At 69.8% G+C, this 21,892-nt stretch carries 22 protein-coding genes, 1 tRNA gene and 1 pseudogene; 6 read left to right on the forward strand and 18 right to left on the reverse strand.

All coding sequences use genetic code 11. From position 1 onward, the window contains the following. The first annotated feature begins 70 nt into the window (after positions 1-70). A complete protein-coding gene (locus V2W30_RS01155; RefSeq protein WP_338692846.1) occupies positions 71-946 on the forward strand; it encodes an NAD(P)H-binding protein in 876 nt (291 codons plus the stop codon). Positions 947-999: 53 nt separating this feature from the next. Here the strand turns inward: V2W30_RS01155 and V2W30_RS01160 are convergent, their stop codons facing one another. Both V2W30_RS01160 and V2W30_RS01165 read right to left on the reverse strand, forming a co-directional pair. Next, positions 1,000-1,953, reverse strand: a complete 954-nt coding sequence (locus V2W30_RS01160) for a nitroreductase/quinone reductase family protein (protein WP_338692848.1) — start codon at positions 1,951-1,953, stop codon at positions 1,000-1,002. A gap of 420 nt (positions 1,954-2,373) precedes the next feature. Further along, positions 2,374-3,270, reverse strand: coding sequence for a LysR family transcriptional regulator (locus V2W30_RS01165; protein WP_338692850.1), 897 nt, complete (start codon positions 3,268-3,270; stop codon positions 2,374-2,376). 227 nt (positions 3,271-3,497) lie between these two features. Between V2W30_RS01165 and V2W30_RS01170 the strand changes: the two genes are divergently transcribed. After that, a complete protein-coding gene (locus V2W30_RS01170) occupies positions 3,498-3,884 on the forward strand; it encodes a VOC family protein (protein ID WP_338703430.1) in 387 nt (128 codons plus the stop codon). A gap of 231 nt (positions 3,885-4,115) precedes the next feature. Here V2W30_RS01170 and V2W30_RS01175 read toward each other — a convergent pair whose 3' ends face one another. Then, on the reverse strand, positions 4,116-5,045 hold the full coding sequence (locus V2W30_RS01175; protein WP_338692851.1) for an SDR family NAD(P)-dependent oxidoreductase: 930 nt from the start codon (positions 5,043-5,045) through the stop codon (positions 4,116-4,118). Positions 5,046-5,164: 119 nt separating this feature from the next. Then, the gene (locus V2W30_RS01180) at positions 5,165-6,052 is read right to left on the reverse strand and encodes an SDR family NAD(P)-dependent oxidoreductase (protein WP_338692852.1); all 888 of its coding nucleotides are present in this window, start codon (positions 6,050-6,052) and stop codon (positions 5,165-5,167) included. 164 nt (positions 6,053-6,216) lie between these two features. Here V2W30_RS01180 and V2W30_RS01185 point away from each other — a divergent pair. After that, a tRNA-Met gene (locus V2W30_RS01185) sits at positions 6,217-6,290 on the forward strand. 572 nt (positions 6,291-6,862) lie between these two features. On the opposite strand, the gene V2W30_RS01190 is transcribed toward V2W30_RS01185, so the two are convergent. The 3 genes from V2W30_RS01190 to V2W30_RS01200 all read right to left on the reverse strand — a co-directional run bounded on the left by V2W30_RS01190 (position 6,863) and on the right by V2W30_RS01200 (position 8,503). Next, positions 6,863-7,084, reverse strand: a complete 222-nt coding sequence (locus V2W30_RS01190; protein WP_338692853.1) for a hypothetical protein — start codon at positions 7,082-7,084, stop codon at positions 6,863-6,865. Between the two features lie 14 nt (positions 7,085-7,098). After that, a complete protein-coding gene (locus tag V2W30_RS01195; protein WP_338692855.1) occupies positions 7,099-7,740 on the reverse strand; it encodes a LysE family translocator in 642 nt (213 codons plus the stop codon). A 151-nt stretch (positions 7,741-7,891) separates the two neighbouring features. Then, positions 7,892-8,503, reverse strand: a complete 612-nt coding sequence (locus V2W30_RS01200; RefSeq protein ID WP_338692856.1) for a class I SAM-dependent methyltransferase — start codon at positions 8,501-8,503, stop codon at positions 7,892-7,894. 415 nt (positions 8,504-8,918) lie between these two features. Between V2W30_RS01200 and V2W30_RS01205 the strand changes: the two genes are divergently transcribed. Continuing rightward, on the forward strand, positions 8,919-9,719 hold the full coding sequence (locus tag V2W30_RS01205) for an SDR family NAD(P)-dependent oxidoreductase (RefSeq protein ID WP_338692857.1): 801 nt from the start codon (positions 8,919-8,921) through the stop codon (positions 9,717-9,719). Here the strand turns inward: V2W30_RS01205 and V2W30_RS01210 are convergent. From V2W30_RS01210 to V2W30_RS01230, 5 genes are all read right to left on the reverse strand, one after another. After that, positions 9,700-10,353, reverse strand: a complete 654-nt coding sequence (locus V2W30_RS01210) for a TetR/AcrR family transcriptional regulator (protein WP_338692859.1) — start codon at positions 10,351-10,353, stop codon at positions 9,700-9,702. The genes V2W30_RS01205 and V2W30_RS01210 overlap by 20 nt on opposite strands. Positions 10,354-10,424: 71 nt before the next feature. Further along, on the reverse strand, positions 10,425-11,351 hold the full coding sequence (locus tag V2W30_RS01215; protein ID WP_338692861.1) for an alpha/beta hydrolase: 927 nt from the start codon (positions 11,349-11,351) through the stop codon (positions 10,425-10,427). 62 nt (positions 11,352-11,413) lie between these two features. Continuing rightward, positions 11,414-11,614: a hypothetical protein gene (locus V2W30_RS01220; RefSeq protein ID WP_338692863.1), complete on the reverse strand. Its 201-nt coding sequence runs from the start codon at positions 11,612-11,614 to the stop codon at positions 11,414-11,416. A 252-nt stretch (positions 11,615-11,866) separates the two neighbouring features. Beyond that, positions 11,867-12,844, reverse strand: a complete 978-nt coding sequence (locus V2W30_RS01225) for an NB-ARC domain-containing protein (RefSeq protein ID WP_338692865.1) — start codon at positions 12,842-12,844, stop codon at positions 11,867-11,869. After that, positions 12,804-13,289, reverse strand: a complete 486-nt coding sequence (locus tag V2W30_RS01230) for an SsgA family sporulation/cell division regulator (protein ID WP_338692866.1) — start codon at positions 13,287-13,289, stop codon at positions 12,804-12,806. Before V2W30_RS01230 ends, V2W30_RS01225 begins: the two co-directional genes overlap by 41 nt. A gap of 297 nt (positions 13,290-13,586) precedes the next feature. Here V2W30_RS01230 and V2W30_RS01235 point away from each other — a divergent pair, with 297 nt between their 5' ends. Then, a complete protein-coding gene (locus V2W30_RS01235; protein ID WP_338692867.1) occupies positions 13,587-14,996 on the forward strand; it encodes a CHASE3 domain-containing protein in 1,410 nt (469 codons plus the stop codon). A gap of 18 nt (positions 14,997-15,014) precedes the next feature. Here the strand turns inward: V2W30_RS01235 and V2W30_RS01240 are convergent, their stop codons facing one another. The 3 genes from V2W30_RS01240 to V2W30_RS01250 all read right to left on the reverse strand — a co-directional run bounded on the left by V2W30_RS01240 (position 15,015) and on the right by V2W30_RS01250 (position 16,469). Further along, positions 15,015-15,287 carry a WhiB family transcriptional regulator gene (locus tag V2W30_RS01240; RefSeq protein WP_338692869.1) on the reverse strand — a complete coding sequence of 91 codons (273 nt, stop codon included), beginning with the start codon at positions 15,285-15,287 and terminating at the stop codon, positions 15,015-15,017. A gap of 83 nt (positions 15,288-15,370) precedes the next feature. Next, entirely contained in the window at positions 15,371-15,775 is a 405-nt protein-coding gene (locus tag V2W30_RS01245; protein WP_338692871.1) for an SsgA family sporulation/cell division regulator, read from the reverse strand. A gap of 79 nt (positions 15,776-15,854) precedes the next feature. Continuing rightward, entirely contained in the window at positions 15,855-16,469 is a 615-nt protein-coding gene (locus V2W30_RS01250; protein ID WP_338692873.1) for a hypothetical protein, read from the reverse strand. Positions 16,470-17,016: 547 nt separating this feature from the next. Here V2W30_RS01250 and V2W30_RS01255 point away from each other — a divergent pair. Beyond that, complete coding sequence (locus V2W30_RS01255) at positions 17,017-17,676, forward strand: response regulator transcription factor (RefSeq protein WP_338692875.1); 660 nt, start codon at positions 17,017-17,019, stop codon at positions 17,674-17,676. Between the two features lie 45 nt (positions 17,677-17,721). Here the strand turns inward: V2W30_RS01255 and V2W30_RS01260 are convergent, their stop codons facing one another. The 3 genes and pseudogenes from V2W30_RS01260 to poxB all read right to left on the reverse strand — a co-directional run bounded on the left by V2W30_RS01260 (position 17,722) and on the right by poxB (position 21,784). Next, the gene (locus tag V2W30_RS01260) at positions 17,722-18,090 is read right to left on the reverse strand and encodes a response regulator transcription factor (RefSeq protein WP_338692877.1); all 369 of its coding nucleotides are present in this window, start codon (positions 18,088-18,090) and stop codon (positions 17,722-17,724) included. 198 nt (positions 18,091-18,288) lie between these two features. Continuing rightward, entirely contained in the window at positions 18,289-19,902 is a 1,614-nt protein-coding gene (locus tag V2W30_RS01265) for an MDR family MFS transporter (protein WP_425244463.1), read from the reverse strand. A 148-nt stretch (positions 19,903-20,050) separates the two neighbouring features. Further along, positions 20,051-21,784, reverse strand: a pseudogene (gene poxB, locus V2W30_RS01270) (ubiquinone-dependent pyruvate dehydrogenase). Positions 21,785-21,892 lie beyond the last annotated feature (108 nt).

Raw genomic sequence — 21,892 nt, forward strand, 5'->3', positions numbered from 1 at the left:
CGTGCCGTACCCCATACCCCCGCGCCCCCGTGCCCCGTACGCCCGTACCCCCTACTCACTGGAGACTCCCGTGATCGTCATTACCGCCCCCACCGGCCAGATCGGCCGCCAGGTACTCCGCTCGCTGCTCGACAGTGACCGTCCGGTCCGGGTGATCGCCCGCACTCCGTCCCGGTTGACCGAGCGGACCCGTGCCCGCGCCGAGATCGTGGAGGGCTCGCACAGCGACCCCGCGGTCCTCGATCGAGCACTCGACGGCGCCGACAGCCTCCTGTGGCTGGTGCCCCCGAACCCCGGCGCCGCGGACATCCATGACCACTACCTCGACTTCACCCGTCCTGCCACCGACGCCCTCAAGGCCCGGGGCGTCGAGCGGGTCGTCGGCGTCACCAGCCTCGGCCGCTCCTACGGCAAGCACGCCGGACTGCTGTCCCCTGCCTTCGCCATGGACGCGATGATCGAGAGCACGGGGGTCGATTACCGGGCCCTGGCCATGCCGTTCTTCATGGAGAACCTCCTCCACCAGGTCGAAGCGATCAGGACGCAGGGAATGTTCTTCCTGGCGAACACCGCCGATCGGCCGCTGGCGACCGTCGCCACCCGCGACATCGCCGCAGCCGCCACGGACCTGCTGCTCGACACCGCTTGGAGCGGGCAGAGCACCGTCCCGGTGATCGGCGACACCCTCTCCCCCGACGCCATGGCGCAGATCCTCACCGAGACACTGGACCGCCCGGTGCGGTTCCAGCAGGTCGACGAGCAGGCGTACAAGGAGACGATGCTGCGGTACGGATCGAGCGACGCCTGGGCGCAGGGCCTGATAGACATGGCCACCGCCCAGAACGACGGCATCTACGACGCCGAGCAGCAGGCCCTGGCGACGCCCGCCCCGACCGATTTCCACCAGTGGTGCCAGGAGGTCCTCAAGCCCTCAGTGCCGGCCTGAACGACCCCGGCGCGAGCACCGGGTGCCACTCCCCCGGACGTCTGCGCCGATGCTCAGTCGAAGTCCGGAGCCGGGGCCGTGGCGTTGAGCGCCGTCACGATCGTCTCCTCCTCGTACCTGAAGTGGGTCTCCAGCTGGTTCGCCAGCCGCTCCAGGTCGGCGCGCAGCCGCACCGCGTCGCTTTCGCCGGGCACGAAGCCGTCGACGAGGTGCTGGATCTTCTCCTGCACCTGGGCCACCGCCTTGTGCTCCTCAGCAAGCTGCTCCAGTGCGGGGGCGAGCGCGGGGAACTCCTCGGCCAACTGCGGGAACAGCGCCCTGTCCTCGCCGCCGTGGTGTCTGCTCAGTGCTCCGCAGAAGCTGAGGCAGTGGGCGCGCATCTGCTGGGCGAGGTCCGGCGGCGTGCGCTCGATCGCGTCGGTGTCTGCCTCGATCATCCTGTCCACCCGGGTTCGGAGCGTGTCGAGTTCGCCTCGCAGCCAGTCGTGCACCTCGACGATCCAGTCGCCCATGCCCTTGACCCGTTCCTCGCCGGGCCGGGGACCGATCCGGTTCAGCACCACGACCGGGATCACCCGGGTCGTCCTGGCCTGGTGGTCGGCATACCCCGGCGCCTCGGCGATCACGCGGGCGAAGAGCTTGTCACGCTCGTGGCTCGACGGGATGGAGGCGATCGCCTGATAGGTGTCGGTGCCCGTCTCCACCGTCACGAGCGGGTTCTTGCGGATGTTGTGGAACCATGCGGGATGTCGGTCGGCGCCGTTCGACGAGGCGACGACGAGCCCCTTCCCGTCAAGTTCCAGGTAGCCCAGGATGGTCTCCCGGCGCAGGCCGGTCCTGGCTCCGACGGTCGTCAGCACGGTCAGGGTCCAGCCCTCGAACATGCCACTCATCCTGCCGCCGCCGGCTCGAAACTCCGCGATGACCTGACGCTGGAAGTCATGGACGTCAATCCCCGCCCAGGTGTCGGCCTGTGCTTCCCAGGTCTCGCCCTGCTCCTTGCTCATGAACTGCCTTTCCGAGTCGGTTGACCGCGGAGGAGGGCCACGCCACCGGAAATCGACACACAGAAATACCCCGCACACCTACGCAGTGAAAATGGGCGCAGTAGTCCCAGGAAAGGGACTGACAAGCTGCGCGAGACGGCCGTGCCGATCTCTGTAATGGCTGAGTAGCCGCTACCTCCATGCGTAGGCCCATACGGGGCTCGGGGAGAACGTAACACCGTCCCCCGTGATCGAGCAACGTCGCCTTGACGAGGGGCAATCCCGGGGCAACCGGGCCGCCGGCCAAGCGAGTTGGCCCCGATGTCGACGAGTCAGCGGGAGATCAGCCGATGAGCAAGGCGGGCACAGGCCGCATACGTGTGTTCGTCGGCGACGGCATCCGGGCTCGTCCGGACGTCTCCGCGCATTCCGCCGGCACGCTCACGCGATCGGCGCGTTGCGGGCCGAATCCGCCGCCGCTCGTACGAACTCGCGGACGCGCTCCGTGGTGTTTCCTTCCAGCCAGACCGGTCCCCGCTCGATCGGCCGGGCGTCACGCAGAGGCACGTAGGCCACGTCCGGTCGCGGGTAGTAGCGCCGGGAATGTTCTCCGACCGGCAGGACGCCCTTGCCCATCGCGACCAGCGTGAGCATCTCGGAGAACGACCCTCCGACGGGCCCCTTGGGAACCGGCCTGCCCGAAGGGGTGTGGTCCGGTGTGCGGTCCCGCTTGAACCCCGCCGAGGTCACGTCCGGGTACTGCACCACGGGGTGCTCCGCAAGCACTTCGAGCGACACCGATTCCTGGTCGGCGAGCGGATGCCCGGCCGCGACGGCGAGCACTCGCTTCTCCGTCAGCAGGACCGGCCCGCGGGCCATGCCGTCGAAGGGGTACGAGGCGATGAGGACGTCGACCGAGCCGTCGAGGAGACTCGCGCGGGAGTTGGACAGGTGAACCTCCCGTACGTCGACCCGGCAATCGGGGTGGCGTTCGCTGAACAGGCCCACGATCTTCAGGAGTGCGGGCGCCGTCCACTCGCCGAGGAAGGCGACCCGCAGCTCCCCCGTCACACCGCGGCTCGCCTCGGCGGCCCTCCTGACGGCCTGTTCCATTCCGGCGACCAAGGGGGTCAGGTCGTCGGCCAACCGCCGTCCGATGTCCGTGAGCCGCACCGTTCTGCTGGTCCGCTCGAAGAGCAGGCCGCCGATCCCCCGCTCCAGCTTCCGGATCACCTGGCTGACCCTCCCGGTCGTGACACCCAGGCGCTCCGCGGTACGGCCGAAGTGCAGTTCCTCGGCCAGCGTCAGGAAGGTCTCGATCTCCACTCGTTCCAGCATGTCCGCCCCGCTCGTTGAATCCGGCTCAACGATCGTATGGCGATCCTGCCTTGATGACGGACTCCCCCTGGCGGATCGTGAACAGCGACCACCCGGACCGCACGATCAGGAACGAAGGAAGCCACATGAACATCTCGGACCCCACCAGCCCGAACCGGCCCGACGCGACCCTGCGGGAGCACGGCCGCGCCGCGGGGAGCTCCGGCGACCGATCCGGGTCGCCGTCGCTGCGCGTGAAGGCTTTCGACCATCTGGTCCTCAACGTCGCGGATGTCGAGCGTTCCCTGGACTTCTACGCCGGACTCCTCGGCCTGGAGCCCGTACGCGTCGACGAATGGCGGGCCGGCAAGGTCCCGTTCCCCTCGGTGCGCGTCACCGCCGAGACCATCATCGACCTGGTCAACGGCCCCCGGGGCGAGTCCAACGTCGATCACATCTGCCTCACCGTCGAACCCCTGGACTGGGAGAAGGTCATTGCGTCGGGCACCTTCACCGTCCTCGAAGGCCCTGTCGACCGCTTCGGCGCGCGGGGCACGGCCACGTCGGTCTACGTCCAGGACCCGGACCGCAACACCGTGGAACTCCGCTGGTACCCGCAGGACGCCTCGGCCTGACCCCGCTCGGATCGCGGGGCCTGGCACCGGAAGGGCGGCCGGCGCCCTCCACGCCGATGACGAAGGGGATTTGACCGGTGGCCGCGCCGAATCGGCGGGATCCGGTGTCCATGAAGTTCACCCCGGCCGCCGCGATGCCCACGCGGATCTCTCCCGGACCGGGTTCGGGGGTGGGCAGTCGGGTGGGATGCTTCGACGGGTGCGCTCTCGTCCGGCCGAGGCGTGTTCCGGTCACGCGGCGTCGGCGAGGAGATCCCGCGACAGGTCCCACAGGCGGCGTGCACCCGCCGGGTCGACGGCGTAGCGCGCGACGCCGTGCAGGGTGCCGGAGCGCCGATCGACGACCTCGGTCTCGTTGCAGTCGACGAAGTAGCGACCACCGACACCTTCGAGCAGCGGCGAGGTCGCCAGGAGCACCGACGTGGCGGCCCCTTGTTCCACGGTCTTGATCAGTTCGGCGGGAACACGGCCACTGCCCCGGCCGCCGGTGTGCCGTTGCAGATTGGTGTGGATGGCGCCCGGCATCAGGGCGTTGGCGGTGATGTTGTCGTCGGCCCAGCGACGGGTCGCCTCCACCGCGAACAGGACGTTCGCCGTCTTGGACTGGCCGTACGCGAGCCACGGGTCATAGGGTCGGAAGGCGAAGTTGACGTCGTCCCACACGATGGGCGACTGCTGGTGACCGGTCGAACTCACCACCACGACACGGGCGTCGCCGTCGGCGGCCAGCGCGCGGTGCAGGCCGGTGGCGAGGGCGAAATGACCCAGGTGGTTCGTGGCGAACTGCCACTCCCAGCCCTGTTCGGTGTACCGCTCGGGGCAGGCCATGACGCCCGCGTTGTTCACCAGGACGTGCAGCGGGCCCTGCCATGCGGCGGTGAAGGCCGTGATGGACGCCGGCTCGGTCAGGTCGAGGTGCACGGCCCGCACGTTCTGGTTGCCGGTCGACCCGGTGATGTCCTTGGCCACGCGCTCGCCGGCCGCCACGTCCCGTACGGCGAGGGTGACGGCGGCACCGGTGGCCGCCAGGGCGCGGGCCGTCTCCGCCCCGATTCCGGAGGAGGCGCCGGTGACCACGGCGCGGCGGCCGGAGAGATCGATCCCTGACACGACGTCGTCGGCGGTACTGGCGAAACCGAACGGGGTGGTGAGGGCGGTCATGAATGAACTCCTCTGAGAAGGAATGGACTTGATGCGCCACGAGGCACTGCGAGGCACTGCGAGGCGCATCGGACGGCGAGCGGCCGCCACGCGTGCGGCGGCCGCTGCGACCGCCACGGTCAGGGGACGAGCATGCCGTCCTGTTCGGTCAGCGGTTCGCCGTCGTGCCAGGGCAGGGCCTTGCCGAAGCGGATCAACTCGCCGTAGAGCGAAGGGTCCACGTGCTCGGCGAAGACCAGGTCGAGGACGGCCGCGGCGGCCTGGGCGGGCGTCTGGGCCTGGCTGTAGTCGCTGAACCACGGCCGCGAGGTCGCGGTGTCGACCATGCCGGGGCACACCGAGGCGAGCAGCGTGCCATCGGCGAGATCCTGGGTGCGGCGCGCGGCGGCGACGGCACGTACGGCGGCGACCTGTGCCACCTTCGAGGGCACGTTCAGCCACAGCGGCCAGCCCGCCTCCGCGGCCGTGCCGTGATGGATGGCACTGCGCCACGACTCCACGGCGTACTCGACCTGGTCCAGGCTCGCGTCGTCGAACAGATGGTGCAGCCGGGCGTCGAGGTGGCCGAGCGTGCCCAGACTGCTGGCCACCACGAGCAGCCGGCCACCCGGACGCAGCACCGGGCCGAAGGAACGCAGGACGGCGTGGGTGGCGGTGTTGGACACGTCGATGAACTCATCGGCCCGCGCGGCCTGTGACTCCTCGGGCAGCACCCGCGCGACGGCGTTGGAGATGACGACGTCGACGCCGCCGTGCCGGGCCCGCAGCTCCTCGGCAAGGCGGGCGACGGCCTCGGTGCCCGTGACGTCCAGCACCTGGCCCTCGACACGGGCACGGGTGTCGGGCAGCCGGACGATCTCCTGAGTGGCGTCCGCCACCCGCTGCTCGTTGCGGCCGGTGAGCAGGACCAGGTCCTGCGGGGCCATGCGCGCTGCCAGCCCTTCGACGAAAGCGCGGCCGAGTCCTTGATTGGCGCCCGTGACGAGGGCGATACGTGAAGTGGTCATGCCTCAACGCTAGGAACCCGAGCATCATGCGTCCAACGAAAGTTCGGCACATCCAGCATGCGTAATCGTCATGGCTGTACCTATGCGTCACCGCCCCGCCTGGATCGCCCGGGCAGACGTGGTGAGGTGTGGGGCGCGTGATGGCATAGAGTGGCGTTCACCGACGCGGGGTGGAGCAGCTCGGTAGCTCGCTGGGCTCATAACCCAGAGGTCGCAGGTTCAAATCCTGTCCCCGCTACTGCGATTCAGGGCCCCGATCCATAGGATCGGGGCCCTGAATCATGGGTACTCGCATCGTTCGAGAACGGCGGGCAGGGCCGACTGCGACAACGCTGGCCCGGCCGCAAGGCCACTGGATGCGAAAGGGGCCGTGCCGCATGAAGAAGGCGGACGCATCGACCGACGACCCAGTGAAGAGAGCGCGAACCTCTCCTCAATTGGCGATCGCGGCCAAGTGGTTGGGAGCCTCGTTCTCAGTCGCCCTTGTCATGAATGCCGCTGCCACGTTCTGGAATCCCACTGGCCCTCTGTGGACCGCCGCCCGTTTCAGCGTTTCGCTGATCTTCACCCTCGCTCTCGCGTACTACCTCGTCCTTCGCGTACAGCGTTGGCGGAACGCGCGGAGCACCCCCTCACCGACCTCCGCGTCCCACGAAGAACCCTGCACGTGAGGACCGAGTTCGCGTGCCCGATGCCGACTCTGTGCCTCTTCGTTGGCGTCGGGTCCATCGACTTCGGCGAACGCATCGTGCCTGAATCAGAGATGACGGCATTCCGCGTGTTCGCGCCCACGGTTCTCGACCAAGCCGACTACCCGGCATCGACCTGGGCGTTCCCGGACATCAGGGTCACGATGTGAACCACGTGCAGGGGGTGTGCCCCCTCCACGAAGTGGAACGGCAGTTCATCGACGAGCGCGGGCTCGACGCCTTCTGGAAGAGCGATCGGGAGCCCACGGACGTTCTGCGGAGCCCAGCGGTCCGCCCCCGGAAGAGCGGCGCCACCGATCAGGTGGAATCGCTCCGAAGGCATCCTGCCTCCTGCCGCTAGTCAGCGCGGCCGGTGACGGCCACGGCTGCGCCGAGCCCGATCATGGCCAACCCGCCGGTGCCACCGACCAGCGACATGCGCCTCGGGGAGCGGCCGAACCAGGTACGTGCGGCAGAAGCCGTCAGGCCCCACAGCCCATCGGAGACCAGGGCCAACAGCGCGCCGGCCAATCCGAGCAGCAGCATCTGGACGATGACGTGACCGGCCGTCCGGTCGACGAACTGGGGCAGCATCGCGGTCAGGAAGATGACACTCTTCGGGTTCGTCACTCCGACCACGAAGCCCGCCCATATCGAGCTCGTTCCGCTGGTCGGCGCCGGGGTGAAACGCGCCGCTCGCGCTCGGTTGCTCCAGCTCGCTCGGAGCGCCTTCACGCCGAGGTGGATGAGGTAGGCGGCTCCGGCGAGCTTGATCGCGTGGAAGATGACGGCCGAGGTCTCGACCAGGGTGCCGACGCCCAGGGCGACTGCGATGACCAGCGCATACCCGCCGAGCGCGTTGCCGAGTACGGAGGCCATCGCCGTCCGGCGCCCGTGGGCCAGAGCCCTGCCGATGACGAACAGGACGCTCGGTCCCGGGATGGCAGACAGGAGAAGGGACATGGCGCAGAAGGCGAGGAGCCGGTGAGGGTCAACCATGCGCGGGATCTTTCCTCACGCGTCTCCCCACGCACCAGAGCGACTTTCGACCTAGGCCGCGGGAAGTTCCCGCTCGAACCGCCGAGGTCTGCTTGCGATACGCGCCCTCACGAGTGGGGGCGCCGACCACGTGGTTCCGCGACCACCGCGGTCAGGAGCCGGTCCGGTGCACGCTGACGGCGTAGCCGCCGCCGTCGTACGGGGCCGCGTCCCAGGTGGCGAAGCGGTCCACGAGGGTGAGTCCGGCCTCGGCGCAGTACGTGTCGTATTCAGGGAGCGTGATGGTGGGCGGCACCGGCAGGTGGGCGGAGTCCAATCCGAAGCCCGCGACGAGCAGGCCGCCGGGCGCCAGGACGGCAGCGAGACGCTCGACCACCGTGGCCTCCGTCCCGGGGGCGAGCAGCGGGAAGACGTTGCCTGCGGCGACCACGAGGTCAAAGTCCGCCGCGATGCCGAGCCTGCCCGGGTCGAAGTCGGCGAGGTCCGTCCGGAACCAGGCCAGCTGCGGTGCCTGCGCCCGTGCCACGTCCAGCATCGAGGCGTCGAGGTCGATGCCCACGCAGTCGTACCCGAGCTCCGCGAGCCGGATCATGACCCGCCCGGTCCCGCATCCGGCGTCCAGCACCCGGGCGCCGGTGGGCACCAGGGCCGCACAGAACGACGCCTCTCCGTGCACGTCCTTGCCACTGCGGACCAGCGCCTCGAAGCGTGCGGCGTACTCGCTCCCGGACGTTCCACCGGTCAGTTCCTGCCAACGACTCATGAGATCGACTATAGGTCGCCGGTCCTTTGTCGCTCGCGAGGAGGGGAAGGGCTGCACGGCGGTGACAAGAGTCGCTCCGCCCGCCACCCCTGAGACACATATGGCTAATCCAGGCCCGACAACACACTAAGACGCTAACACGTGTGTGCGTACAGCCGCTCGCGCCGAGTGGATCCAGGGCAACCCAGGTGTGCCCGGAAAGGGCCGACGCCAGGGCCCGCGCCCCGAAGATCCCGGTATCCCGCCCGGCAGTGCTGCACCGACAGGTGACGCCGTCCGCAGGTCGCGACGCGTGCGAACCAGCACCCGCCGCTCGCATCGCATCGCATCAAGACGTCTACAGTCGTATACTTAGGTGAAGAGGCACACTTCCCCCGGTCGTCACGGCGCGGGGAGCCCAGGAAAGGCACACAGAATGAACCTGAATCTGACCGGTAAGCGCGCTCTCGTCACGGGGTCGAGTTTCGGGCTCGGTGCGGCCACGGCGAAGCTGCTGGCGGCCGAGGAGGCCGCGGTCGTGGTCCACGGGAGGGACAAGGAGCGCGCGGAGCAGGTCGCGCGGGAGATCCACGAGGCCGGCGGGAGCGCCACCACGGTGCTGGGCGATCTGGCCGACGACGAGGCGGCGGCCGAGGTCGCCCGCGCCGCCACCGCGGACGGTCCCGTCGACATCCTCGTCAACAACGCCGGTTTCTACCGGCATCTGTCGTGGGCGGAAGCGACCCCCGACGAGTGGCGTGACACCTACAACGTCAATGTGGTCTCAGGTGTGCGGATGATCCAGCACTTGGTCCCGGCGATGCGGGAGCGCGGCTGGGGTCGGGTCGTCACGATCGGCGGCGGCCTCGCCTCGCAGCCGATGAACACCCACCCGCAGTACAACGCCACCCTGGCGGCCCGGCACAACCTCGCCGTGTCGCTGGCCCGCGATCTGAAGGGCACCGGCGTCACGTCCAACGTGGTCTCGCCCGGAGCCATCCTCGTCGAGGCCACCAAGGAACTCGTCACGCAGATCGGTCCCGCCCGTGGGTGGGGCGACACGTGGGAGGAGATCCGGCCCAACGCCGTCGAGGCGCTCATCACCAATGACCAGGAGCGCTTCGGCGAGCCGGACGAGATCGCAGCAGCGGTGGCGTACCTGTGCAGCGACTACGCCCAGTACGTCAGCGGCGCCACCCTCCGCGTCGACGGTGGACTCATCCGGTCGGCCTTCTGAGGTGCGCCGTCTGTCCGGGCGCGTCCTCGGGGCCGGGGCTGTCCCCGGTCCCGGCGTCGGCCTCCCCGGTGAGGGGGGCGAGCATCGCCGTCAGAAGATCCGCGAGGCGTTCGTCGTCGGCCTCGGCGAGCGCGGACGTACCCACGACGGTGCGCAGCAGCCATGTCCCCGAGACCAGGGCGAGCCCTAGCTGGGCCCGCACCTTGGCGTCGGGTCCGTCCAGCAACCCCGCCAGACGCGCGCCCACATGTGTCTCGATGCCGCGGCGAAGGGCTTCCGTCGCCTCGGGATCCTGCGCCGAGCGCAGCAGCAAGAGGAACGGGTTGAGGGTCTCGGCACCGGGCGCGGTGCGGTCGGCGAGCGTGTGCGCGATCGCCCGCGACAGATCCCGGCTCTCGTCGCCGATCACCGTCGGTGGTGCGAACGCGCGGTCCACCGCCTGGGCGAACAGGTTCTCCTTCGACCCGAAGTAGCGGTTGATCATCATCGCCGTCACACCGGCCCGCTCCGCGATCTGCCGGACCCCGGCCCGCGCGTAACCGTGCTCCGTGAACTCCACCACCGCCGCGGCGAGGATCGCCTCGCGCGTCGCGGCACCGTCACGCTTACGGGCAGGAGGCTGCACTGCATTCATGCACAGGAGCATATGTGCCGGCCCGAGGTCACACCGTCACGCGCACGCCGAGGGCCGGCCGGGGCGCTGTCTCAGCTTCCGTCGGAGAGAGCGGAGTCGAAGAAGTCGGTGAGCTTGTCGACGGCGGGGTCGACGGCTTCCTTCTTGTCGTAGAGGTCGACGTGGCTGGCGCCCTCGATCCAGTGGAGTTCCTTGGGGCCTGTGGCGCGCTGGTGGACGTCGACGGCCATCCATGACGTGACGGCGCGGGTACCGACGATCTGGAGCAGGGGGCGGGGGCCGATCAGCGGGACGGCGTGAAAGGCGTCGAAGGAGGCCAGCTTGTCGACGCTCTGCCAGGCGAGGAACTTCGCCGAGCGTTCGTGCTCTCCGCGCGGCGTGCAGTAGTACTCGAGCCCCTCGATGCCGTGCTCCCCGCCGAGCGCGCCTGCCTGTTCGGCGGTCTCGGGGAACATCGTCATCACACCGGGGTCCTCCCCGCGGGCCGCCACCGTGCGCGCGTTCGCCGCCGCGGCGAGCAGGGTCCGGAAGACGGCGGGGTCCTGGGTGCCGTCCGCTCCCAGTCGGAACTGGCGGGCGACGTCCACCCCGCTGACCGTGGCCACCGCCCTGACCCGGTGGTCTCCCCCGGCGGCGGACAGCGAGTAGCCGCCCGACGCGCAGACACCCAGCAGGCCGATGCGCTCGCTGTCGACGTCGTCGCGGGTGGTCAGGTAGGAGACGGCGGCCTTGAAGTCCTCCACCCGCTGCGCCGGATCCTCCAGGCCGCGCGGCAGCCCGCCCGACTCGCCCTGGTGGGCGGCGTCGAAGGCGAGGGTGACATAGCCGCGTTCCGCCATCAGTCGCGCGTACGTGCCGGAGGTCTGCTCCTTCACGCTCGTGCCGGGATGTCCGACCACCAGGGCCGGGCGCGGTCCCTCGGCCGGGGTGTCGGGGGTGTACAGGTGCGCGGCGATCCGGATGCCGGCGCTCTCGAAGGTGACGTCGCTCTTGGCCATGGAAGGCTCCTCGGTGGTGGGGTGACGGCGGGGCGACCGACGGCCCCTGCCCTGGTGACATTTCAACGATCACCCCAGATCAGCGAGGTGAGAAGAGACAGGTTTCTGCCTGGGAAAGAACCTTCCCCCCAGGGCGTACGGCGCTGGAAGCGGCCGCGCGGCCGCAGCAACCGCGGATCCTCCAGGGACTGCACGGCGGGGCCGACGGCCGAATCCTCCTGGCGGAACCAGTCCAGCGCCTCGTCGCGGTCGGCGAGCGCCATGTGCACGACGCCGTCGAGTGGCTGCTCCTGCGGCTCGGGGTCAAGTTGCGACACATGCCGGTTGGCCGTGTGTGAGTTGTGGCGCAGGTAGTCGAGGAGTCGCGCCTGCGCACCGACCCGGTCGTCCTTCTCCTGGTTCGGCCGGTTCGCTGCCGTAGACCTGCACCAGGTCGTGCAGGAGGTAGCGGCCGTCGGCGTCGCGGGAGAGCAGGCGGGCCGCGGTCAGGGCGCGCAGGTGGCGTCGGGCCGTCGTCACAACTCCTCCCCGGCGAGCGAGGCGGCGGCCTCGGCGGACACGGCCGGTCCGGGGTGCAGACACACGTGCCGGAAGAAGCGGGCCGTCTCGTCGGTGAGCGCCCGGTACGACCAGGAGAAGACGGCGCGGACATCCGCCCGGCGGTCGTCGGTGGCCAGGGCGTCCAACCGCGGCTGTGTCCGCCGCATTTCACGCGCCGCCAGACGCAGCGGCATCCTGGGTTCGGCGCTGAGCTGGGCGCCGACGACGGCGACCGCGAGCGGCAGACAGCCACACAGTTCGACGAGTTCGGTGGCGGCATCGGGTTCGGCGCGGCGGCGTTCCTCCCCGATCCTGGCCGTGAGGGCCGCGAGTGCCTCGTCCTGTCTCCACACGTCCAGATTGATCGCGGCGGCGCCCTCGACCGCCACCAGGCCGGACAGCTGATTGCGGGAGGTGACGATGGTCAGGCATTCCGACGAGGTCGGCAGCGGCGGTCTGACCTGTTCCGTGTCATGGGCGTTGTCCAGTACGGCGATCAGTCGCCGGGACGCGGTCTGCTCTCTGAACAGGGCGCTGCGCTTCTCGACGCCGGAAGGGATGTCGCCGCTGGGAACGCCGAGCGCCCGCAGGAAACCGCCGAGCGCTTCGCCGGGGTCGAGGGGGTGCTCCGAGACCTCGAACCCGCGCAGGTTCACATACAGCTGGCCGTCCGGGACGCGTTCCGCGACCTGGTGGGCCCAGTGCACGGCGAGCGTCGTCTTGCCCACACCGGCCATGCCGCCGATCGCGGAGATGACGACGTGTCCGCCCCGGCCGGTGACGTGGTCGGTGACGTCGTGGACGGTCGACAGCGCCGCCTCGCATCCTCGGAACAGGGCGAGGTCGGGCGGCAGTTGGCGGGGCACCACGGCTTGTGGTGTGCGGCGGGTGGCGGCCCGCACCGGGACCGCCTCAATCCGCCGGTTGCAGCAGGTCGTCCCACTCCACACCATCGAGTTCCCCTCCCCGCGCGACCAGGCCGTACGTCTCGTCCAGCCATGCCGCGATCGGCTCGTACGGGATCTCGAACAACGCGGTGCCGCCGGGGTTGGAGACCCGCAGACAGACGGACACCGGGTCACTTCCCAGGTCGTACAACGGCCAGAGCGCCACGTCGCCCTCGCCGCTGCGGGTGGCCAGTCCGTCGGCGATGAGATCGCGTGCGACGGCCCAGCGCACGGGCCACTCGTCAGCGGCCTGGAACGCCACGGTGACCACGAGCGGGTCACACGGGTCGTACGTGAACACGCTGTCCACCGCGACCTGGTGATCCGACGTCACCCAGCGGGTGAGCGTGAGAGGGAGGTCGAGCTGGCAGTTCCGCATCATCGTCTCCTCGACGGTCCGGCCGGTTCGGGCTCGACCAGTCTCGAAGCCGGCGGCGCCGGGGTCTGTCACGTGCTCCCTCGCTCTGCGTCGGGTGTCCCTCGGCGGGATGTAGGGTCCGCCCTACGTGTCCGGGACGGCCGGATGGCGCCGCCAGACCGACAGTCGGCGTCCGGCCCCCACCTTCGTAGGGACAAGCGCGAGTCCGCGACTGACATGTGCCCGTGACAGGGGGATGTCCGGCTCCCGAACTGTCACAAAGGTGATGGTGCGACTCCGGGTCCACACCTCTTCCCCGGTAGCCCTTCTGCTCGCCGTGAACACATTGCACACTCTTACGTGTTCATCCCTTCCAGCGGTAGGCGGAGCATGCACGCACGACAGGAACACGGCGGCCGGCGGCTGGGACTGACGCGCCTCACGGTCGCGGCCAGCGGTCTGCTCGCCCTGCTCATAGGTGTCGCCTTCGCCGTCCTGCTGTGGGCGATCTCCGACGCCAACAGTTCCATCTCGGCCAGGCGGGCCTCGCGGACCGCGCTGGTGGAGGCGGGCAGCATGCAGCAACTGCTCCTCGATCTGGAGACGGGGCAGCGCGGCTTCGTGATCACCGAGCGGGAGGAGTTCCTCGAACCGTGGCAGGAGGCGCGGGACGCTCTCGCGGCCGAGTCCCTGCGGTTCACCGACAGCGCCACCTCCCCGGAACAGCGGCGTACCGCTGTGCGGATCGCCCGGGGTGTCTCATCGTTCCTGAACGACTATTCGGTCCCCGTGGTGGCGATGGTCCGGCGGGGCGACCCGGCCGCGTCCGGTCTGAAGGTGGCCACGGACGGCAAGGAACGTGTCGACGCGCTGCGGGCCGACTTCCGCGCGTACATGGTGGACGAGCGCGCGCAGCTCGCGGAGCTCACGGATGCCGCCGGGGCCAACAGCCACCAGGCGGTGCTCGCGGCGGCGGTGGGCCTCGCGGCGTCGACCGCGCTCGTGGCCGTCTTCACGGTCCTGCAACACCGGGCCGTCGTACGGCCGGTGCGCGGGGCGGCGGCCGCGGCGCAGGAGCTCGCGGGCGGTGACCTCAGCGTACGGGTCGCGCCGAGCAGGGTGGCGGAGATCGGGGCGCTGGGCACCTCGTTCAACACGATGGCGGCGTCGTTGCAGGACACGCGGCGGCGCATCATGGAGAGCACCGAGGCGGTGCACCGGCGTACCGCACGGGACCTGCACGACGGAGCGCAGCAGCGGCTGGTCAGCCTGATGATCGGGCTCAGGCTGGCGCGGGAGCTGATCCCCGACACGGAGACGGCCGCGATCGATCTCCTGGACCAGTCCGCCGACAACGCGCAGACGGCGATCAACGAGCTGCGCGAGCTGGCGTCCGGCATCTACCCGCTGGTGCTGACGGTAAAAGGCCTGGTGGCAGCCGTGAAGGACCTGGCGGCCCGCTGCCCCGTGCCCGTGGTCGTCGAAAGCAGGGACGAGCGGCGGATCTCCTCCACCGTCGAATCGAACGCGTACTTCGTCGTGGCCGAGGCCGTGACGAACGCGGTGAAACACGCGCAGGCGTCCCGGATCGACGTCTCCCTCGAATTCGGTGACATGTTGCGGATCGAGGTCACCGACGACGGTGTCGGGGGTGTGGGCAGGGACACCGCGGGCAGCGGGATGACCGGGCTCGCGGACCGGGTGGCGGCCTTCGACGGCAAGCTGGCCATCAACTCACCGCCCGGCGACGGCACCACCATCCTGATCCAGATCCCGGCGGAACCGGTGCCCGCGGCCTGACCTTCCGCTACGGGTGGGTCACCGGCGTACCTGACGTGTGACGGCGCGGCGCTCGTCGTCCGACAGCCCTCCCCACACGCCGTAGTTCTCGCCACGGGCCAGTGCCGTGCCGGCGCAGATGTCGGCGACCTGGCAGCGTCCGCAGACGCGCCGGGCGCCTTCTTCCCTCTCGCGGCGGTCCCGGCCGCGCTCTCCGGGCGGTGAGAAGAAGGTGGCGCTGTTCATTCCGCGGCAGGCCGCACGCTGCTGCCACTCCCAGTCGCTGAGCAGGGGGCGCAGATCTCTTTGCATGGTGTTCTTCCCTCTTCCTCCAGGCCTTCTGCCTGCTTCTGCCTCGCGCTGCCTTGGTCTTCCGTCGTCGCGATCGACGTTCCTCAATCGACCGGCTGGACCAGTTCGTCCCAGTCGACGCCGTTCAGCTCGGTACCGCGCGGCACCATCCGGTAGGTCCTGGCGAGCCAGTTCACGACCGGCTCCGCGTCGAACTCCATGAGCGCGGTGCGGGTGTTCCCGAGGCGGACGCGGAACGAGGTGAGTCCGCCGTCCCGGTCGTGGACCGGCCAGATCCGCACGTCGCCCTCGCCCACGGGATCGACGAGTCCCTCGGCCAGCAGTTCTCTGGAGAGGATCCAGCGGACCGGCCGCTCGCGGCAGGTGTCGAAGGTCATGGTGATGGCGAGCGGGTCGGTGCCGTCGTAGGACAGCTCGCAGGTACGCGTCAGGGCGACGTCCGCGAACACCCAGTGCGTGATGTGCAGGGAGAGCCGGCACTTCTTCATGGTTGCCTCCAGGAAGGTAGGTCGGGCCGGTCGACCGGCCTCGGATCGGGAGTTGAGATGTGTCAGCGGTCCTGTCGCGTCAGTCGATGGCGCGGAGGGTTCCGGGATGGCGGCGCGCGGCGGCGAACGCCTCCACCACCGCGGTGGCCACGAGTACGAGGCCGCCGACATGGGCCAGTTGCCCCAGCGACGCGAACGGGAAGGCCGTCATGAACAGACCCGCCGAGACGATCACCGCGTTCAGCAGGTCGTCGTGGACGAAGACATGGCTCACCGAGGACGACGTGACGGAGACGGCCATGGTGAGCCCCCTCAGCAGCCAGCCGCAGCCGGTCCACACGCCGAGCAGGAACATCGTGTCCGCCCTGCCGTGGAAGAGGGCCACGCCCAGCAGAAGCACTGCGAGTCCCCCGGCCGACAGCAGCCGACGGACCGTCGGTGACGCTCCCGAGCCGCGCACCGCGAGCAGTTGGAGCACTCCCTGTACGGCCAGGTTCGCCCCGAGGAGCATTCCGGCCACGGCCACCGTCCGTACGGGCACGACGATCATCGCGACTCCCACGAGCGCGGACGCCAGTGAGCCGGCGAGCATCGTCGTTCGGGTCAGGGAGCCGCCCGGTCCGGCGGCCGTCCGCGGGCGGGAGTGGCTCGCGAGTCGGCGGATCTCGCCCCTCGGGATGTGCAGCTGTGTCATGGCCTGTGCCCGTTCGTCGTCTACTGGTGTGAGGTGTGCCGCGACACGTTCTCGATGCTGCCGACGCGGTGGATCGGCTCCTGCGCTCGTACGATCCGAAGTGCGGTCCGAGGGCTGTGCGGAAGTAGGGCTCGCGGTGGGCCGGGAGACGTCCCGGATTCCATGCGTCCAGTCTGTAAGCGGCGCGGATCCGGGTCTGTCGTGTGCTCCCTCGCCCTTCCTGGGGCCTCCCCCGTGCGGTTGTAGGGCCTGCCCCATGGCGGGTCGGGGGCGGGTACCGCGCGACCGACCATCGTGCGAGGGCTGCTCCCCGCATATGTGTCACCGACGGAACAGGAGCGTCTGCGGCGCTACGGATTCCCGGGACGATCGCGCGCAATGGGTCGCTCTGGTCGCCGAGTTGGGTTCCGTCGGGGGCGACCGCGATCAGGCCCGGAGTGCGGAGCGGTTACCTCCGGATAGGGCTGGTGGACGCCCGATGTTCTGAGCGCGCCAGATCACACGTACGTCATATGTATGTGGCACAGCCGCACGTTAGGATGCCGCCATGAGCCAACCACTGCGGGCGGTGCTCGGCGAGGACCAGCCGATCGTGCGCGAAGGAATCGCATCCATTCTGCGCCGGGCCGGCATCGATGTGGTCGCGGCGGTGGACAACGCGACGGACCTGATCGACGCCGCCGAGAAGCACCGGCCGGACGTGGTGATCACCGACATCCGGATGCCGCCGGACCTGGAGGACGACGGCCTGCGCGCCGGACAGAAGATCCGTGCGACGCGACCGGAGACCGCCGTCATCGTCCTCTCCCAGTACCTCGACGCGTCGTACGCGCTCGATCTGGTGGGGGACGATCCGAGTGGTGTCGGCTATCTCCTGAAGGAGAAGGTAGCGAGTCCGCAGATCCTCATCGACGCCGTCGAACGGGTCGTGGCCCGTGACTCGGCCCTCGATCCGGACGTGATCGCGGCGCTGTTGGGCCGCAAGCGTCCCGAGGACCCGCTGGCGGCCCTGACTCCCAAGGAGCGGGAGGTCCTCGCCCTGATGGCCGAGGGCCATTCGAACAAGGGCATTTCCGAGAAGCAGTTCGTGAGCGTCGCCGCCGTCGAGCGGCATGTGACCGGCATCTTCCTGAAGCTGGGGCTCAGCCAGACGGCCACGGGACAGCATCGCCGGGTGCTGGCGGTGCTGCGCTACCTCGAGCAGTAGTACGTCGCCGCGCGCGATCGCCGAAGGGCGGCGGCCGCCGGGCCGTCAGCCGGGCGGGGCGGCGGTGAACAGGGCGCGCAGGTCCGCGTCGAACAGTTTGTCCTTGGCCACGAAGGACTTGATGCCCGCCTTCTCCAGTTCCTCGTGCGACCAGAGGGACTTGTCGGTGGAGGTCAGCACGATCCGCGGCGGGTCGTGCAACTCGGTGACCTGACGGGCGACGGTCAGTCCGTCCGTGTCCGGCAGGTGGAGATCGAGCAGCAGTCCGTCGGGGCGGTGTGCCCGCACCGCGGCCAGGGCCGAGGCGCCGTCCCGGGATTCCGCCACGACCCGCAGGCCCCGTGCCGCCAGCAGCGTCGAGGCCATGCGGCGGAACCCGGGGTCGTCGTCGACGACGACGATGTTGATGCACATGCTCTCAGCATGCCCAACGGTCCGGCGGGTGGGCCATAGGGGGAGCCCTACGGTTTGTGTATCACTCACCCAAGGCCGCTCCCCCGCGCTGACGTGGCGAAAGCACGGGCCCCACGTCCTCACACGAACCGCGTCGCGGTTCGTGTGAGGACGTGGGGCCCGTGCCCGGGAAGGCGGCCGGCCCGTCGGTGTCGTCGATCAGGTCGTACGGTCCGGTGCCTCCTCCGCGGCCTGGGCCAGACCGCTGGACGCGCGCAGCGGAACCTCCTTGATGAACAGGGTGACAAGGAGGGCGAGCAGGGCGATCGGGGCGACATACATGAAGATGTCGCCGATGGCGTGGCCGTAGGCGCCCTCCAGCCATGTGCGGACGGGTGCGGGGAGCACGGCAAGGTCGGGGAGCCGTCCTCCACCGGAGGCTTGCGCCGCCGATGCCCGGTCCTCCGGGCCGAGCCGGGTGAGGGTCTCGCGGGCGTAGTGACCGATCCGGGTGCTGAGGATCGAGCCGAGCACCGAGACACCCACCGCGCCACCGAGGGAGCGGAAGAAGGTCACCGTGGAGGACGCGGCCCCGAGGTCGCTCGACGACACCTGGTTCTGCGTGCACAGCACGAGGTTCTGGAGCGTCATCCCGACGCCGAGGCCCATCAACGCCATGCAGAACGCCGTGTACAGGTACGGCGTGTCGTGGCGGAGCATGCCGAGCAGGGCCAGCCCCGCCGTCAGCAGGACACCGCCCGCCAGCAGCCAGCCCTTCCACCTGCCGGTGCGGGTGATGACGCGTCCGGAGACCGTCGAGGAGACGAACAGGCCCGCGATGAACGGGATCGTCATGACGCCGGACATGGTCGGCGACTCGCCGCGCGCCAACTGGAAGTACTGGCTGAAGAAGACCGTGCCCGCGAAGAGCACGGTGCCGACGAACAGGGAGGCCACGGAGGCGAGCGCGATGGTGGGGTTGCGGAACAGCCGCAACGGAATGATCGGCTCGCTCGCCCTCGTCTCGACGAACAGGAACGTCAGGGTCAAAGCGATCGACGCGCCGACGAGCGTGTACGTCTGCCACGACAGCCAGTCGTACCTGTCGTCGGCGAAGGTGACCCAGACCAACAGGACGCACACGGCCGCGGTGACGAAGAAGGCGCCCGCCCAGTCGACCTTGACCTGGCGCTTGAGCACCGGCAGGTCGAGCGTCCGCTGGAGCACGGCCAGGGCGACGACCGCGAACGGGACGCCGACGAACAGGCACCAGCGCCAGCCGAGCCAGGACGTGTCCGTGATGACGCCCCCGAGCAGCGGGCCGCCGACGGTGGCGACGGCGAAGGTGGCACCCAGGTATCCGGAGTAACGGCCGCGCTCCCGCGGGGAGATCATCGCGGCGAGCACGACCTGTGCCAGCGCGGAGAGACCGCCGCCACCGAGCCCCTGGATGACGCGGGCGCCGATCAGCGTGGCGGGGTTCTGCGCGAGCCCGGCCACCAGGGAGCCGATGACGTAGATGACCAGCGACGACTGGACCAGGATCTTCTTGCTGAACTGGTCGGCGAGCTTGCCCCACAAGGGGGTCGAGGCGGTGACCGCCAGCAGCGATGCGGTGACGACCCAGGTGTAGGCGCTCTGCCCGCCACCGAGGTCGCTGATGATCCGGGGCAGCGCGTTGGTGACGACGGTCGAGGAGAGGATCGCGCAGAACAGGCCGAGCAGCAGCCCCGACAGAGCGCGCATGATCTGAGCGTGTGTCATCGGCGCGTGGGCGGCCCCTCCCTCATGGTCGGTGTGCGCCCGCACACCTGTATCCGGGGTGGTGGTCATGGGTGTGTCGTTCCTTACCTGGTAGCGGTGGGTGTGCGAGGTAGGGACCCTCGTACGAGTACGAGTACGAGTACGAGTACGAGTACGGGTACGGGCAGAGGTACGGGTAGGGGTACGGGGAATGATCGCGGCGCTCCGTCGGCCGGAGTCAGCGCAGGATGCGGCGGGACACGTTGGTGGTGACGAGGTCCAGCAGTTCCTCGCCGCGGCCGGACAGGACGGTGCGGATCGCGTAGAGGGTGAAGCCCTTGGCCTGCTCCACCGTGATCGCGGGTGGCACGGACAGTTCCTGACGTGCCGTCATGACTTCGACCAGGGCCGGGCCGTCATGGGCGAAGGCGCCCTTCAGCGCGTCTTCCAGGTCGCCGGGCTTCTCGACGCGGCGCGACCACAGGCCGATCGCGGCGGCGACCTCGGCGAGCTGCGGATTGTCCAGCTCGGTGGCGTAGTTGACGATGCCGGCGGCCTTCATCTCCAGTTCGACGAAGTTCAGGGAGCCGTTGTTGAAGACCACGATCTTGGCGGGCAGGCGGTTCTGCCGCAGCGTGAACAGTTCGCCGAGCAGCATCGTGAGACCGCCGTCGCCCGACAGCGAGACGACCTGGCGGCCGGGGTGTGCCGCCTGGGCGCCCACGGCGTGCGGCAGCGCGTTGGCCATCGTGCCGTGGTTGAACGAGCCGATCAGTCGTCGCTGTCCGTTGAACGTGAGGTAGCGGGCCGCCCACACCACCGGGGAGCCGACGTCCACGGTGAAGACGGCGTTCGCGTCGGCGAGCCGGTCGATGGTGTGCGCCACGAACTGCGGGTGGATCGGGGTGCGTTCGCGGTCGTTCACCGCGAGGGAGTCCAGCGACCTGCGGGTTCGGGCGTAGTGGGCGAGGGCGTCGTCCAGGTGTCGCCGTTCGCTCTTGACGGCCAGCAGCGGCAGCAGTGCGGGCAGGGTGTCGCGGACAGAGCCGACCAGGGGCAGGTCGACGTGGGTCCGGCGGCCGATCTGCTCGCCGCGCAGGTCGAGCTGGATGACCTTCGCGTCCTGCGGATAGAACTGCCGGTAGGGGAAGTCGGTGCCCAGCATCAGGAGGGTGTCGGCCTCCTCGATCGCCTTGTAGCCGGAGGCGAAGCCGAGCAGGCCGGTCATCCCGACGTCCTACGGGTTGTCGTACTCGACGTACTCCTTGCCGCGCAGGGCGTGCACGACAGGCGCTTTGAGCGTCTCGGCGAGCCGGACCAGGTCGTCGTGGGCTCCGGCCGCGCCGGCGCCCGCCAGGATCGTCACCCGCCGCGCGCCGTTCAGGAGTGCGGCGGCCTCGCGCAGGGACGCGTCGTCCGGGCGGACGACGGTACGGGCCGGGCGCACCACGGTGGGGGCCGGATCGCGGGTGGTCCTGCCGAGGAAGATCTCGCCGGGCACCACGACGACGGCCACTCCCCTGCGCTCCACGGCCGCCCGCATCGCCATTTCCAGGATGCGCGGCCCCTGTTCGGGGCTGGTGACGGTCTCCGCGTAGACGCTGCACCCGGCGAACAGTTCCTGGGGGCGCGTCTCCTGGAAGTAGCCGGTGCCTATCTCGGCGCCCGGGATCTGGGCGGCGATGGCGAGCACCGGTACCCGGCTGCGCTGGGCGTCGAAAAGCCCGTTGATCAGGTGCAGGTTGCCGGGGCCGCAGCTGCCGACGCAGACGGCGAGTTCTCCGGTCAGCCCGGCCTCGGCCGCCGCCGCGAGGGCGGCGCTCTCCTCGTGCCGTACGTGAACCCAGTCGACGGCGTCGTCCCGGCGGATGGCGTCCGTCAGCCCGTTGAGCGAGTCACCGGGCAGGCCGTACAGACGGCGGACCCCGGAGGCCTTGAGCGAGGCGATGACGTGTGCGGCGAAGGTGGGCATGCGGAGGGCCTTTCGTCAGTCGTGGGCGCGGCCGGCCCGTCGGGAGAAGCACGCGGGCGGGGGCCGGCGGCGCGGGGGCTCGTCCGGTTCGACGAGCGCCTGCCCAGT

Origin of the sequence: Streptomyces sp. Q6, assembly GCF_036967205.1 — a bacterium.
GTDB lineage: Bacteria > Actinomycetota > Actinomycetes > Streptomycetales > Streptomycetaceae > Streptomyces > Streptomyces citrinus.